Here is a 14,571-nt window from a genome sequence, read left to right as displayed (position 1 = left end):
GGACGGACGGGCTTATGAGCGCCGACCTCGAATCCCCGCGTATGGGAAAGGTCTCCATCGCGCTGCGGGGCTGGCGCTTCGACGAGGAGGAGGTGTTCGACGACGACGGCGAGATACGGCCGCTCGAGGAAGTGAGCGACGAGACGCGCGAACGGCTCATCCGCCTCCGGGTCGTCGCCGGCGAGCCCTGCGACGCCTGTTACCTGCTCAGCGAGTCGAAATCCGACTGCAACGTCGCCCGCATCGTCTACGGCGAACCGCTCGGGGAGGTGCTGCTCTGTCCCGACCACGAGGCGGACTTCCTCTACTGGTACCGCGAGGCGGGCGGCAGCGACCACCGTGGCGACGAACACTTCGCCGACTACTTCCACGAGTGGTTCGCGGCCGGCAACCGCGCCCCGGAGGGGTACGGCGGCCTCGACCACGTCGACACCGAACCCGACCGGGTTCCCGCCCCCGACATGGGCGAAGACGTCCCCGAACTCGAGGCGGCCCTGGAGGAGATCGACGACGAGGACCTGGACGCGCTGGGGATGGACTACTCCGACGTGACGTGAGATGGTCGAGATAGCCGTCGCCGTCGTCGACCCGGAGACGCCCGGCAACGTCGGCACCATCGCCCGCGGGATGAAGAACTTCGGTCTCTCGGAGCTGTACCTGGTCGACCCGCCGGAACTGGACCCCGACGGCGAGGCCTACGGCTTCGCCGGCCACGCCCGCGAGGACGTCCTCCCGAACGCCGAGACCGTCGAGTTCGACTACCTCGTCGAGAACTTCTACACCGTCGGCACCACCGCCATCACCAACGAGGACGCCACCAAGCACGTCCGCTACCCGTTCGTCCGGCCCGCGGAGTTGCCCGACGAACTCGGCGGTCTCGACGCCGACGCCTGCATCGTCTTCGGCCGCGAACGGGTCGGTCTCACGAACGAGGAACTCGCCCGTCTGGACCGCGTCTGCTCGATCCCGGCCGCCGACGACTATCCTGTCCTCAACCTCGCACAGGCGGCGACCATCGTGCTGTACGAACTGCGGGAGTTGACCGTCGAGGCGACCCAGCACCCCGAGGAGGCCCACGAGCGAGCGAACGAACACGAGATAGAGGGTCTCTACGAGACGTTCGACGACTACCTCCACGACGTCGGCCACCCCGAGGAGAAAGTCGAGAAGACGAACCGGCTCTTTCGACGCCTCGTCGCCCGCGGCCAGCCGACCGGTCGGGAGGCCCGCACCCTGCGGGGCGTGTTGCGCCGCGGCGCGATGCGGGCGTCCGGCGAGATCCCGCGGGGTGACGGCGACGGCGACGAACCGTAGCCGCTCAGGCCCGCTTGCCGATCTCCTCGCGCAGGAGTTCCGAGACCACCTCGCCGTCGGCCTTCCCGCGCAACTCGCCCATGCACTCGCCCATCAGCCCCGAGAAGGCGCCCATGCCCTCGGCCTCGACCTGTTCTTCGTTGCGCTCGACGACGGCGACGACGGCCTCGCGGACCGCCTCGCGGTCGACGCCGCCGACGTCGGCCTCGTCCATCGCCGCCTCGACGGACAGGTCGGGGTCGTCGGCCAGCGTCGACAGCACCGGCCCGATGCCCTCGTTCGGCAGGTCGCCGGCCTCGACGCGCTCCAGCACCGCGAGGAGGTGCTCGTCGGTCAGGTTCCCGACGGCCACGTCGTCACGGCGGAGTTCGGTGAGCGTCCCCTCCAGCGTGTCGGCGGCCGTCGTCGGGTCGACGCCCCGCTCGACGGCGGCCTCGAAGGTCGGCATGTGTTCGCTGTAGGCGATTTGCTCGGCCAGACCGGCGCCGAGACCGTGCTGGGCCTGATACCGGTCGACCTTCTCGGTCAGGAGTTCGGGCGCCTCGACCTCGGTGGGGTCCGGTTCGACGGGCGGGACGTCCGTCTCGGGGTACATCCGGGCGGCGCCGGGCAGCGGCCGCAGGTAGCGGGAGGTGCCGTCCTCGTTGGCGCCGCGGGTCTCCTCGGGCACCTCGTGGATGGCGACCCCGGCACGGTCGGCGACGGCCTCGATCGCGCTCTCGGCGACCTCGCGGTCGGCGGCGACGATTGCGACGGCGTCGTCGTCGCCGGCATCGACGGCCTCGCGCAACTCCGCCACCTCCGCCTCGGTGACGCCGTAGGCGGGCAGTTCGTCGGTGTGGAAGATTCCCCCGGCGCCGTGCCGCTTCGCGTGGTCGGACAGTTCGGTACCGAGCCGTCGGTCGGGCTGAATCTCGCGGCCGACGAGACCGTCGAAGCCCGACAGCCGGACGGCCATCACGGTCTCGGCGCCGGCGATGACGCCGCTGTCGGTGTCCTCGAACACCGCCGTCACGTCCTCGGGGTCGGCGACCGCGGCGTCGCGGTCCCGCAGTTCCTCGGCGACCTCCAGCAGTTCGACCTGGCGGCCGACCTCGCGTTCGACGATGTCGTCGATGTCGTCGAGGCTCTGGACGCCCTTCAACTCGACGCGGGCGCCGTCCTCGATGGAGACGTTGACGTCCTGGCGGATGGTGCCGAGGCCGCGTTTCACCTTGCCGGTCGAGCGGAGCAGCATGCCGATGCGCTCGGCGGCGTCCTTGGCCTGGGCGGGCGAGCGGATGTCCGGTTCGGTGCCGATTTCGACGAGGGGGATGCCGAGTCGGTCCAGCCCGTAGGTGACGCCGCCGTCGCGTTCCTCGATGCGGGCGGCGGACTCCTCTTCGAGCAGCATGTCGGCGATGCCGACGGGACCCTCCGAGGTCTCGATTTCGCCGTCGGTCGCAAGCAGCGCCGACCGCTGGAAGCCGGAGGTGTTGGAGCCGTCGACGACTATCTTCCGCATTACGTGGGCCTGGTCGACGACCTCACAGTCCAGCAGCACCGCGATTTCCAGCGCCGTCCGCAGCGCCTCCCCGTCGAGTCGGTGGGGCGGTTCGTCGTCCTCCTCGACGAGGCAGGTCGAGTCGAAGGCGAGGTACTCGAACTCCCGGTCGACGCGGGACTCCTCGAGGGCGGCCTCGTCGAGTTCGCCGAGTTCGGACTTCGTCGGGTGGAGATACCGGGTGAACGACCGGACGGACTCCTCCGGTTCGCGGCGCGCCGTCGGGCAGTTACAGAAGAGCTTCGTCGCCGTGTCGAGTTGCTGGTGTATCTCCAGCCCGGCGACGAGGCCCAGGTCCTCGTAGTCGTGGCTCATTACCAGCGAGTGCGGCGGCGAACGTCAAAAAAGACACCATCCCGCGGCCGCCGACCGGCGGTCGCTACGCGAAGTCGCCCTCTTCGAGGGCGGCCTTGAACGCCAGGCCGAGCGCGAGGTGCTGGCGGGCGGACTCGGCGATGGTCTCGCGGGCGGCCTCGGGGTCGTCGATGGTGTACTCCTTCGTCCGGACGAGTTCGCGCCGCTCGAGGACGCCCTCGTCACAGAGGTCGTGGAGCCGCGGGTAGACGGTCCCCGGGCTGAGCGACGTGTCGAACTGGTCGTCGAGGTCCTCGATGAGCTGTTTGCCGTGGGTGTCCGAGGAACGGACGCCCGCGAGCACCACCAGTAGTTCGTCGAGCGACCCCTTGATGCGCTCCTCCTGGAAGGAGAACTCCTCGGAGAGGACCGACCGGTCGGCGGCCGACGCGATCTCGGAGACGGCCGTCTCGTCGTCGGCGTCGACGGTTCCGTCCATCTCGGCCCGGAGGCTCGAGAGACTGACCGAATCGGTCTCGGTTCGCTCGGTGGGTCGCTGGCCGCGGTTCGATGACATACTGACGACCAGGCACCACATCCCCCTAATACGTGCGAGCGTCTGCAGATGTCGGAACGGCGCCGAAGGATTTAATACGGATGAACCTTCCCCCGCGAGAAGGCAGGGCCGTAGAGCGGCGCTCCGTCGTCAGTCGTCGCCGAGGATGACCCGTTCGGTCATCGCGGCCGGGTCGAGCACGTCGTCGGCCTCCTCCTCGGTCAGGTAGCCCTCGGCGACGGCGACCTCCCGGACGGACTTGCCCTCCGCGAGCGCCTGCTTTGCGACCTTCGAGGCCGCATCGTAGCCGATGGCGGGGTTCAGCGCCGTCGCAAGCGCCATCGACTGCTCGACGCGAACGCGGCAGTGCTCCTCGTTGGCCTCCAGTTTCGCCACGAAACGCTCGCCGAACGTCTCGGCCGCGTTGGCGATCAGGTTCGCGCTCTGGAGGAAGTTGTACGCCAGCACGGGCTTGTAGAGGTTCAAATCGAGTTCGCCGCGGGCGGCGCCCGCCGAGACCGCCGCGTCGTTGCCGACGACCTGCTTGTGGACCTGGTTGACCGACTCTGCGACGACCGGGTTTATTTTGCCGGGCATGATGGACGAACCGGGCTGGTTCTCCGGCTGCTCGATCTCGCCGAGACCGTTTCGCGGGCCGGACGCCAGCAGCCGGAGGTCGTTTGCGATCTTGTTCATCGACCCCGCGACGGTCCGCAGGGCGCCGTGGGCCTCGCCCATCGCGTCGTGGGCAGCCTGCGCCTCGAAGTGGTTGTCGGCCTCCCGGAACTCCAGCCCCGTCTCCGCGGAGATGAACTGCGCGGCCAGCGCGGGGAAGTCGGGGTGGGTGTTGAGCCCCGTCCCCGTCGCCGTCCCGCCGAGGGCGAGTTCGCCGAGGTGGTCGCGGACGCCCGCGACCCGCTTTACCCCCTTCTGAATCTGCGTCCGGTAGCCGCCGAACTCCTGGCCGAGGCGGACCGGCGTGGCGTCCTGGAGGTGGGTCCGACCCGTCTTGACGACGCCGTCGAACTCGGACTCCTTGGCCTCGAGTTCGTCGGCCAGCGTCTCCAGGGCCGGGACGACGTCCTTCTCTATCGCCTCCAGGCTGGCGACGTGCATCGCCGTCGGAACGACGTCGTTGCTCGACTGGCCGTAGTTGACGTGGTCGTTGGGGTGAATCTCCCGGGAGCCGACCTCGCCGCCGTAAATCTCGGTCGCGCGGTTGGCGATGACCTCGTTGGCGTTCATGTTCGAGGAGGTCCCCGACCCGGTCTGGAAGACGTCGACCGGGAACTGGTCGTCGTGGGTGCCGACGATGACCTCGTCGGCGGCCTCGATGATGGCCTCGCCCTTCTCTTCGGGGACGAGGTCGAGTTCGAGGTTGGCCTTCGCGGCCGCCTTCTTGACGATCCCGAGCGCCCGGACGAACCGTCGCTGGAAGGTGAGTCCCGAGATGGGGAAGTTCTCGACGGCCCGCTGGGTCTGGGCGCCCCAGTAGGCGTCCTCCGGCACCTTCATCTCGCCGAGACTGTCCCGTTCGACGCGGTAGTCTTCGTCGTCGGTCATGGCTGACCCGTCTCGTCGGGGGCGGTAAAACGCATCGAAAGCTCCCACACTGGCGGCCGCTCGTCCGCTCGGTCACCGCCGGAACCTGGAGGGACTCGCCGACTCGACGGGCAGGCCGGCGGCGTTCTTTTGTTCGCTGCCCACGACCGGCCGGTATGGACATCGAGCCGTTCGCACTCGAACGCTTCTTCGCCGAACACGAGGCCGGCGCCGATCTCATGCTCGCCGAGAGCGGCGTCCGCTCGCTGTCCGCCGCCCGCTTCGACACCGCCCCCGGCGAGTTGGGGTACGTCGTTCCGACGGCCGGCGACCCCGACTTCCGGGCGGCCGTGGGCTCCCTCCACGACCGCTCGGCGGTCGAGACGCTGTTCACCTGCGGCACGCAGGAGGCGAACTTCCTGGCGTTCCTCGGGACCGTCGAGTCCCACGCCGTCGTCGTCACGCCGACCTACGGGTCGCTGACGGCGGTCCCGCGGTCGCTCGGCGAGGTCACCGAGGTGCCGCTCGGCGAGGACTGGCGGCTCGACCCCGACGCCGTCGTCGAGGCACTCCGCCCGGAGACGGACCTCGTCGTCCTCAACAACCCCAACAACCCGACCGGCCGCTACCACGACGAGTCAGCGGTCCGGGCGGTCTACGATGCCTGCGCCGACAACGACACCTACCTGCTGTGCGACGAGGTGTACCGTCTCCTGGCCGACGAGCCGATTCCGCCGGTCGCGGGGTTCGGCGAGTACGGCCTCTCGACGGCCGGCGTCTCGAAGCCCTTCGGCCTCGCAGGCCTGCGGTTCGGCTGGCTCTGCGGGCCCGAGTCCGTGGTCGAACGCGCCGAGCGATGGAAGGACTACACCACCATCTCGCCGCCGAAAATCGGCCAGCACGTCGCCCGCCAGGCCTTCGACGAGCGCGAGGAACTGCTGGCAGAGAGTCGGGCGCTGGCCGCCGACCACCGCGCGGTCGTCGCCGACTTCCTCGACGAGCGGGGCCTGGCGTGGTCGAACCCCGACTGCGGCGTCAACGCCCTCGTCGAGGTGCCTGACGGCTTCCCGGACGGCGAGACGTTCTGCCGGCAGTTCGTCGCCGAGGAGTCGGTCGTGCTCGCGCCGGGGGAGGCGTTCGGTCTCCCCGGGCGGTTCCGCATCGGCTACGGGCTGCCGCTTGCGGAACTGGAAGCCGGTCTCGGACGGCTCGGCAACTTCCTCGAACGGCACCGCTGAATCGTCCGGGTGAATATCCGGAAGCTTTTAGTATTCGAATCGGTTTTCCGCATCTGGATGTTTCGTGGGGATGCGTGCCAGCCACCCGAGTCGGACGGTGGTCGGCTCCAATGAGGGGCATCAGACGGCTGGGCGGACGCGAACTCGAACTTGACCGGCGCGACGTGCTGAAAGCGAGCGGCGGCGTCGTGGGGACGACGGCACTGGCAACCGGGCGCGCGACGGCGGAGGCGTCGGGACCGACAGTCTATGCCAGTTCGTGGGACGGCAACGTCTACGCGATCGACGCCGACGGCGGCGACAACTCCTGGCAGTTCTCGGCCGACGGTGAGGTGCGCCACGGGCCGACCGTCGTCAGCGGGACGGTCTACGTCGGCTCCAAGGGGGGCACTCTCTATGCACTCGACGCCGAGGACGGGTCCGAACAGTGGCAGTACGGCGTCGGCGGCTCGCGCGGTGTGGGCTCGAACGCGACAGTCGTCGACGGGACCGTCTACGTCGGCGCCTGGGACGGTGATCTACACGCGGTCGACGCCCGAACCGGCGAGGCCGAGTGGCGTTACGGTGCCGGCAGTCACGTCGCGTCGGCGCCCTCGGTGGTCGACGGGACGGTCTACGTCGGGTCCGGCCGGACCAGCGACCCGGACGTCCACGCGGTGAGCGCCGACCGGGGAACAGAACTGTGGACGTTCGACACCGGCACCGACGGAAGCAATGCCGGCATCTACTCCTCGCCGACGGTCACCGACGGGACGGTCTACGTGAGCGGAATGGACGACGTCCTCCGTGCGATGGACGCCGACACCGGAGAGACGGTCTGGCAGTTCCGGTCGGGCGGGAACATGTCGTCGTCGCCGACGGTCCCGTCCCCCGAGAGAGCGGAGTCTGACCCGACCGTCTACGTCGGCGGCTGGGACGGCAACGTCTACGCGGTCGCAACCGACACCGGCGAGAAGCGGTGGGCCTTCGAAACCGGCGACAGTGTCTACTCGTCGCCGACGTTCGGCGAGGCGGTCGTCTACGTCGGCTCCAACGACGGCAACGTCTACGCGCTCGAAGCGGAAACCGGCGAAGAGAAGTGGAGACACGCCACGAACGGCGAGGTGACGTCGTCTCCGACGCTCTTCGACGGCACGGTCTACGTCGGCTCCAACGACGGCAACGTCTACGCGCTCGACGCGGAGACCGGCGACCGACGGTGGCGGTTCGAGACGGGGCATGTCGTCCGGTCGCCGACCGTCGTCGAGGAGCCGGAAAGCGGTCACAGCGCCGGCACGAGAGTGAACCTCGGGACGATCGGCCACCACCACGTCTGGGCTGGCGGGGAACCGGGCGGGCGGCCCGACCCACAACGGGACCCGGACCTCCGGCTGGAGCTGGTCTCCGCGTCCGCGCGAGCGGGACGCACGGTCACCGTCGAGTTCCGGCTGACCAACGAGGGTGACGCCACCGCGAGGGGTCTACAGGGGTACATCTCCCCGCCCTCCGAAGCGTGGTCGGTCGTCGGTGAGCCGGGCGCATTCGACGTATTGCCGCCTGGCGAGACGGACACTGCGGTCGTCACCTACGAGGTTCCGGCCGACGCCGAGGGCGACTACGAGTTCGCCGGTCTGGTCGAGGACGAGGCGGGAAACGAGGCACGGGACACCGTCACCCTCACGGTCGAGTCGGTCGGCGGCGACGTTTCGGCCGACATCGACCTGGTCGCGGCCGGCGAGTCCGCCGACGCCACGTTCTCGGTCGTCAGCAATGGGGACGTTCCGCCGACACTGGACGTCCGGTTCCTCGGGCCGACCGACGGAGCGTCAGACCCCCTCGTCGTGTCGTCCGGGGAGACCGTCGCAATCGTCGATCGGCGGTCGACCGACGGTGGCGTCCAGGCCGACGCCTCGCTGGGCGTCGCCGACGATGTCACCGACGGCGAGTACCAACTCCGGTTCGAAGTAGTGACCGGTGACGGCGTCCCGGTCGGCGAAGCGACGGTGACACTGCGGGTGAACAACGCTCCGCTGGTCGTCGAGGACATCGCCGGCACCTACGCCGGGATGCGCGAGGAGGGTCTGAATCCGGGGTGGTGGCAGACCGAAGCGGCCGACGAGGCAGCGGAGGCGCTATCGGCGCTGGCGCCCACCTTCGGGGACGCCGCAATGGAGTCGCTGACATCGACCCTCGAGACGTTCGCGGGCGCCGGTTCGGGATCGCTTGCTACCAGTCTCGTGACACTCCTCGACCAGCTCGTCGGCATCCTCACGGCACTCGACACGGCGGGAACCGGTACCGCAGTACAGTCGACACCGCTCTCGGAGATCAGAGAGCAGCTGCTCCTGCTGGCCGATGACACGGAAGCGCTCCTCGAGACGACCGACAGCGAGGAACGCGACGAGCTCTTTTCGAACCGACGGACCCACATGGAGGACCTCTACGACGCGCTGCCGACCTATCTCCGGAGCGTCTACGACACGTCGAGGGCCCCGGGAACGAACTTCGGCGACTACGTTGCGGTCCGACGCGTCGTCGAACAGCTCCGGCTCGTGCTGGTTGCCGACTACGCCGCGACGCGCTCGTGGCTCGACGGCGACCCCGAAAACATCGCCCTGTCGGTGGGCGAACCGCTGGGGTACGACGGCTTCGACGGTGAGACGTACTCGAAGGCGGTCGACTCGATGGACGTTCCGGCCGATTACGGGCTGCTCGAACTCGACGTTCCCGAGGAGTTCGACGGCTACAACCTCATCGTCGAGGTGCGGGCGTCCGAACGCTCCCTCGACGACGGTCTCACGGCCGCGCTCTTCGCCGACCGGCCCGAGCCGACGGCGCCGTCGGGTGGCACTGCGCTCGACCGACAGGGCCCCGAGCGGCTGGAGGCCAACTGGAAGAACCGCGGGACCGGCGATTACTACCTGCTCGTCGAGGCCGGCGGCTCGCTGGGCCCCTACGAGGTCACTGCTCGGCTCCGTGAGGGACCGCTCGCCTGGCGGAGCTATGCGCCGTCGATACACGTCGACCGGACCGGCTGGGTCGACGGTCCGGCTTCGGCCGCCGGGACGGTGTCCGGAGACGGCAGCGAGGCGGGCGACCCCGATTCCGGGCCGGGCGGCGAGTCCGATGGGGAGTCGACCGACGCGATACCCCCGACGTACGCGAACGCCGAGACGGTCGAAAACGAGGAGCTGGGGGTGGCCGTCTCGGCGTCCGACCCGGCCCGCATAGCGACCGAACTGGATGCGGGCGAGCGGCTCTCCGTCCGTGTTCCGGCGTCGGACGCCGACGACGTCACGGTACACGTCGACACGGTGGACGACGGCGGCCTCCGTGAAGTCGCACGCGCGGGCGAGGAGGGCCGACGGGTCGTTTACGACGCCGAATCCTCGGGCACGTACTACGTCGGCGTGTACGGAGACGACTCGCGGGAGACCGTCGAGACCAGACTCTCCGTCCGCACCGGGCCGGCGGAAAACAAGCGCCCCCGGGCCATCCTCGATGGCCCGCCGGAACCGGCCGCCAGAGCCGAGGTGAAGCTGGACGGCCGCGGATCGGTGGATCCGGACGGGTCCATCGAGACATTCGAGTGGGACCTCGACGACGACGGCGAGTTCGAGGCGTCGGGCGAGACGGTCACCCACCGGTTCCCCGAAGCCGGCGAAGCAACCGTCCGACTCCGGGTGACCGACAACGAGGGCGCCAGCGACCTGGCGGCTGCAACCGTCCGGGTTCAGTCTTCCGACATTACCCGGACGCCGACGGACGCGGACGGCGGACTCTCCGGCTGGCTCGCCCCGGGAGCGATGGCGGCCACCGGAGGACTCTACCGGTATCTCCTCGACAGCGACGACGAAGCGTAGACGCGTCGTTTTTGACACTGGCTCGCGTATCGTCGACCGTGTCCCACGATGCGGTTCTCTTCGACGTCGACGACACGCTCTGCCGGTACCGCCGTTCCGGGTCGGAACTGCTGGCGGCGGCCTTCGAGCGGACCGGCCACGAGCCGTTCATCACGCGGGCGGAGTACCACGACCGCTACCCGGAGTTCGTCGACGACAGCGACTCGATGACGGACCTCCGCGAGCGGTGTTTCGCGGCTATCGCCGCCGAGAAGGGCCGCGACCCCGAGGCCGGCCGCCGCGTCGCCCGCGCCTACGCCGACGAGCGCGACCACGGCAACGTCGAACCGCTGGACGGCGTCGACCGTGCCCTGTCGGCGCTCGACGACCTCCCGCTCGGCGTCGTCACCAACGGCGCCCCCGAGATGCAGTCGGCGAAACTCGACGCGCTGGGCGTGACAGACGCCTTCGACGTGGTCGTCCACGCGGGCTACGACGCCCCCGCGAAACCCTCGCCCGAACCGTTCCACGAGGCGCTGTCGGCGCTCGACGCCCGCCCGGACCGGACCTACCACGTCGGCAACTCCCTGTCGTCGGACGTGGCCGGCGCCCGCGCCGCCGGCGTCGGCGCGGTCTGGCTGGCCGACGGCACCGCCGCACCGGATCCCGAACCGGACCACACCGTCGAGGCGCTCCCGGAGGTCCCCGACCTGTTCGACGAGGCGTGAGCGGCTACGACGGCGGCCGTTCCGCGGGGGGCCGTCGCTGTCGTCGTCCCTGCCGGTTGGCCCGCTCGACGAGCCGTCCGACCCGCTCGTCCATCGGCGGGTGCGTCGCCAGCAGTCGCGTGAGCATCCCCGCCTGGTCGCCGTGGACGTACAGCGACGACAGCGGTCCCCACCCGGGCGTGGCGGCCCGCTGAATCTTCACCAGGGCGCGGGCCAGCGCGATGGAGTCGCCGGTCACCTCGACGGCGCGGTCGTCGGCGCGGTACTCCCGGTGCCGGGAGTGCGCCCGGAGCACGGCCGTCAGCACGAACAGCACGGCGACGGTCGCCCGGGCCACGGCGAACTGGACGGCGGCGAGGTGCTGGCCGAAGGGTCGTGGCGGCCGGCCACGAACCCACGACAGCGCCCGGGCGAGTCCGCCCGCGACCACCCCGACGGGGAGCAACGCGAGAAACAGGACGCCGCCGCCGGTCCTGACGGTCGTGTAACCGAGCGTCTGGACCAGCGCGTCGCGGCCCTCCATGTGGGCGAGTTCGTGAGCCAGGATGGCGTCGAGTTCGGCCGGAGCCAGCAGCGCGAAGAGGTCCCCGTCGACGACCAGTGCGCCGCCGCCGGCTCCCCCCAGCGCGAGGGCGTTCGGCGCCTCGAAGTTGGCGACGTGGACGCTCACGTCACCGACGTCGAAGGCGGTCCGGAGGCGTTCGAGTCGCTCGTGAAGCCGCGGGGCCTCGGCGGGCGACAGCTTCGTGGCGTCCAACTCGCGGAGCAGCCCCGCCGTGCCGGACTGGTAGCTCAGGAGCCCGAACAGGACCGTCGCCACGAGGAAGTACGCCGCGACCCGGAGCGGCGACGGCCGCTGTGCCCACGCGACGAGGAGGAGCCGGTAGCCCAGCGCCGCCGCCAGGAGGTAGACGACGAGAAGCGAGAGTCCGGTGAGGACCATCAGGACCCGCAGCGGGAGGCGGCGCATGGTCGTACCTACGTGGGGCCGGGTTACCAGCCTTGCGCGCCCCCGCCGCCCGACGGGGACCGGGCGGCGGCAGACCGCCGCGGCTCACTCGGCGGGCGTGACGTCCGTGACGGTACCGACGCCCTTCGAACTGCCCTCCCGGAAGACGAACCGCTGGCCCTCCTCGATCAGGTAGGGCCGGAACTTGAAGCGGACGCGGGCGGTGCCGCTGTCGCCGGGGAGCAACTGGCCGTCTTCGGGGTGGATTGAGACGGTCTCGCTCACCGTCTCGAGGTGGACGACCGGTTCGTAGCCGTCGTGGATGCGGGTCGGGTGGTTCAGCACCATCACCTCGGCGGTGAACTCCCGGACGGGCGTGGGGTCGGCCGACCGCGGGAGCAGCACCATCCCGCGCTCCAAGTCGGCCTCGCCGATGCCCTTCAGCGCGATGCCGACGATGCGGCCGGCGGAGGCCTCCTCGACGGGGTGGTAGTGCATCTCGATGGAGCGGACCTCCACCTCGCGGAAGGCGCCGTCGGCCAGCGGGCCGACCAGCAGTTCGTCGCCGGTCTCGACGGTGCCCGACCGGACGGTGCCCGAGGCGACGGCCCCGACGCCGGTGACGTTGTACGTCCGGTCGATGTACATCGAGAAGTCGCCCTCGGTCTCGCCGGTCTTCGGCAGGTGCTCGAACAGTTCGTCCAGCACGGGGAGTCCCTCCATCGTCACCGCGCTCGTCGAGACGACGGGGACGACCTGCTCGTTTATCTCCTCGATTGCGGTCTCGACGCCGTACCGCTCGACGGGCAGGGGCGTCCGGTCGGCGTCCCGGAGGAGCCGCTCGACCTCGCGTTCGACCTCCCGGCGGCGCTCCTCGGAGACGGCGTCGGCCTTCGTGACCGCGACGACGGTCGGGAGTTCGGTCGCCAAGAGGATACCGAGGTGCTCGCGGGTGGTCTTGGTGGGGCCGTCGTCCGCGGCGACGACCAGGAGGCCGTAGTCGAGTTTCTGGCCGACGAGTCCCCGGATGGTGGTCCGGAGCCACGGCTCGTGGCCGACGGTGTCGACGAAGGAGACGAGGCGGTCGGCCTCCTCGACGACGCGGGCGCGGTCGGACTTCCGGTGGGGGTTGTCCATCCGGACGGCGCCCTCGTCGTCGAAGCCGTAGACGCCGTACGAGAGGTCCGCCGACAGCCCCCGCTCCATCTCGTGGGGCTGGACGTCGAGGAAGCTCCGGGTGCCGCCCTGGCCGTCGTCGGGGTCGCCCGTCACCAGCGAGCCGACCAGCGTCGACTTGCCGTGGTCGACGTGGCCGGCCGTCCCGACGACGATGTGGTCGTCGTCGACGTCGAGGACGGCGCCCTCCTTCAGCGTCGCGACGCCGACCAGCCCGTCGGTTTCGGTCTCGCTCCCCGCGCCCCGTTGGGCGGTCCCGCCGTCGGGGGCGACGCCCCACGTCTGGACGTCGTCGATGTGGGCGCCGGCCTCGTCGGCGATGAGCGAGAGGACGTCCATCGACTCGGAGAACGCCTCCGGTGAGATGCCCGCGACGCCGCCGTCGTCGGTGACGCCGACGACGTAGGTCGCCTCGCCGTCGCCCGACAGCACCCGGTGGCGTAGCTGTGCGACCAGCGACTCCAGCCGGCCGTCGGCGAGGTGTACCGCACGCGTGAGCCGTTCCTTGAACTCGACGCTGCCGCCCTCCCGTTCGCCGCGCTCCAGCGCCCGCCGGAGCGCGGCGCGGTCGGCGCTCATGCTGGATGTGGATTACGACCACACCGCTAAAAGGATTCCCCCGAAACGGTGGCAGACGGGGGTGTAGCCGGCGTGTGAGGGCCGTTCCGTCACCTACCACTCCAGTGGGATACCGAGGCGTCTATAACCGTCCGTCCGCCCGGACCGACTCCAGCGCCTCGAGGAAGCCGTCGGCGAAGGACGCCTCCGTCACCACGTCGGCGACCGACCGGGCCGCGTCGTCGGCGTTAGCGACCGCGTACGACCGGCCGGCGAGACCGAAGACGGCCGCGTCGTTCTCCGAGTCCCCGACGGCGACGAACTCGGTCGGGTCCCGGTCCAGAAAGCGGGCGGCCGACTCGAGCCCCGTGGCCTTGTCCACGTCGGGCGACTTGACGTGGTAGGCGTAGCCGGTGTCGACGACGTGCATGCCGTGGTCGGCGGCGATGCGCTCGAGCGGCGCCAGCGGCTGCTCCCGGGAGACGGCGAGTTCGGTCTCCCGCCAGCGGTTCACCGCGTCGACCGCGCCCCACCCGAGGTCGTACCCCTCCTCTCGATAGGCCGCCGCGACGGCCGCGGCACCCTCGGGGTCGCCGTTGTACGCCACCTCGTCGGCGTCCTCGACGTAGACGCACCCGCCGTTCTCCGCGACGACGTTCAGCGGAATCCCGAGGAACTCACAGAGACCGACCGGATAGGGGAAGGACTTCCCGGTGGCGATGACGACCGGCGCCTCCCACGCCCGCAGCGGGTCGAAGACGCGGGGGTCGATGGACTTGTCCGGTCGGGTGAGCGTGCCGTCGATGTCGGCGACGAGCGGCGGGACCATGTCGGCACGTCGGTCGCCGCAGG

Annotated in this window: 11 protein-coding genes; 5 read left to right on the top strand and 6 right to left on the bottom strand. The window is 70.2% G+C overall.

All coding sequences use genetic code 11. The features are described from left to right. The first annotated feature begins 41 nt into the window (after positions 1 to 41). Together NLF94_RS11600 and NLF94_RS11595 are read left to right on the top strand one after the other, a co-directional pair. Entirely contained in the window at positions 42 to 557 is a 516-nt protein-coding gene (locus tag NLF94_RS11600) for a DUF8114 family protein (protein WP_254837787.1), read from the top strand. Between the two features lies 1 nt (position 558). Continuing rightward, positions 559 to 1,314, top strand: a complete 756-nt coding sequence (locus NLF94_RS11595) for an RNA methyltransferase (protein ID WP_254837786.1) — start codon at positions 559 to 561, stop codon at positions 1,312 to 1,314. 4 nt (positions 1,315 to 1,318) lie between these two features. Here NLF94_RS11595 and gatE read toward each other — a convergent pair whose 3' ends face one another. From gatE to NLF94_RS11580, 3 genes are all read right to left on the bottom strand, one after another. Beyond that, positions 1,319 to 3,172, bottom strand: a complete 1,854-nt coding sequence (gene gatE, locus NLF94_RS11590; protein ID WP_254837785.1) for a Glu-tRNA(Gln) amidotransferase subunit GatE — start codon at positions 3,170 to 3,172, stop codon at positions 1,319 to 1,321. Positions 3,173 to 3,236: 64 nt separating this feature from the next. After that, positions 3,237 to 3,728: a PadR family transcriptional regulator gene (locus NLF94_RS11585; protein ID WP_254837784.1), complete on the bottom strand. Its 492-nt coding sequence runs from the start codon at positions 3,726 to 3,728 to the stop codon at positions 3,237 to 3,239. 129 nt (positions 3,729 to 3,857) lie between these two features. Further along, entirely contained in the window at positions 3,858 to 5,270 is a 1,413-nt protein-coding gene (locus NLF94_RS11580) for a class II fumarate hydratase (protein ID WP_254837783.1), read from the bottom strand. Positions 5,271 to 5,425: 155 nt separating this feature from the next. Here NLF94_RS11580 and NLF94_RS11575 point away from each other — a divergent pair, with 155 nt between their 5' ends. The 3 genes from NLF94_RS11575 (at position 5,426) to NLF94_RS11565 (ending at position 11,036) form a co-directional block, all read left to right on the top strand. Further along, a complete protein-coding gene (locus NLF94_RS11575; protein ID WP_254837782.1) occupies positions 5,426 to 6,487 on the top strand; it encodes an aminotransferase class I/II-fold pyridoxal phosphate-dependent enzyme in 1,062 nt (353 codons plus the stop codon). Between the two features lie 110 nt (positions 6,488 to 6,597). Next, complete coding sequence (locus NLF94_RS11570) at positions 6,598 to 10,329, top strand: outer membrane protein assembly factor BamB family protein (RefSeq protein WP_254837781.1); 3,732 nt, start codon at positions 6,598 to 6,600, stop codon at positions 10,327 to 10,329. A gap of 38 nt (positions 10,330 to 10,367) precedes the next feature. Then, positions 10,368 to 11,036, top strand: a complete 669-nt coding sequence (locus NLF94_RS11565) for an HAD family hydrolase (protein ID WP_254837780.1) — start codon at positions 10,368 to 10,370, stop codon at positions 11,034 to 11,036. Positions 11,037 to 11,040: 4 nt separating this feature from the next. On the opposite strand, the gene NLF94_RS11560 is transcribed toward NLF94_RS11565, so the two are convergent. The 3 genes from NLF94_RS11560 to NLF94_RS11550 form a co-directional block, all read right to left on the bottom strand. Beyond that, complete coding sequence (locus tag NLF94_RS11560; RefSeq protein ID WP_254837779.1) at positions 11,041 to 12,006, bottom strand: M48 family metallopeptidase; 966 nt, start codon at positions 12,004 to 12,006, stop codon at positions 11,041 to 11,043. An 84-nt stretch (positions 12,007 to 12,090) separates the two neighbouring features. Continuing rightward, positions 12,091 to 13,740, bottom strand: coding sequence for a GTPBP1 family GTP-binding protein (locus NLF94_RS11555; RefSeq protein ID WP_254837778.1), 1,650 nt, complete (start codon positions 13,738 to 13,740; stop codon positions 12,091 to 12,093). Positions 13,741 to 13,861: 121 nt separating this feature from the next. Then, complete coding sequence (locus tag NLF94_RS11550) at positions 13,862 to 14,548, bottom strand: HAD-IIB family hydrolase (protein WP_254837777.1); 687 nt, start codon at positions 14,546 to 14,548, stop codon at positions 13,862 to 13,864. Between the last annotated feature and the right edge of the window lie 23 nt (positions 14,549 to 14,571).

The organism is Natronomonas marina (assembly GCF_024298905.1).
Classification (GTDB): domain Archaea; phylum Halobacteriota; class Halobacteria; order Halobacteriales; family Haloarculaceae; genus Natronomonas; species Natronomonas marina.
The sequence above is the reverse complement of the archived record's forward strand: the minus strand, read 5'-3'. Positions and strand labels throughout refer to the sequence as shown.

Coding starts and splice junctions, on each gene's coding strand:
- NLF94_RS11555 (WP_254837778.1), bottom strand. CDS start 13,740: ATGAGCGCCGACCGCGCCGCGCTCCGGCGGGCGCTGGAGCGCGGCGAA.
- NLF94_RS11575 (WP_254837782.1), top strand. CDS start 5,426: ATGGACATCGAGCCGTTCGCACTCGAACGCTTCTTCGCCGAACACGAG.
- NLF94_RS11585 (WP_254837784.1), bottom strand. CDS start 3,728: ATGTCATCGAACCGCGGCCAGCGACCCACCGAGCGAACCGAGACCGAT.
- NLF94_RS11600 (WP_254837787.1), top strand. CDS start 42: ATGGGAAAGGTCTCCATCGCGCTGCGGGGCTGGCGCTTCGACGAGGAG.
- NLF94_RS11580 (WP_254837783.1), bottom strand. CDS start 5,270: ATGACCGACGACGAAGACTACCGCGTCGAACGGGACAGTCTCGGCGAG.
- NLF94_RS11550 (WP_254837777.1), bottom strand. CDS start 14,548: ATGGTCCCGCCGCTCGTCGCCGACATCGACGGCACGCTCACCCGACCG.
- NLF94_RS11595 (WP_254837786.1), top strand. CDS start 559: ATGGTCGAGATAGCCGTCGCCGTCGTCGACCCGGAGACGCCCGGCAAC.
- NLF94_RS11570 (WP_254837781.1), top strand. CDS start 6,598: ATGAGGGGCATCAGACGGCTGGGCGGACGCGAACTCGAACTTGACCGG.
- gatE (WP_254837785.1), bottom strand. CDS start 3,172: ATGAGCCACGACTACGAGGACCTGGGCCTCGTCGCCGGGCTGGAGATA.
- NLF94_RS11560 (WP_254837779.1), bottom strand. CDS start 12,006: ATGCGCCGCCTCCCGCTGCGGGTCCTGATGGTCCTCACCGGACTCTCG.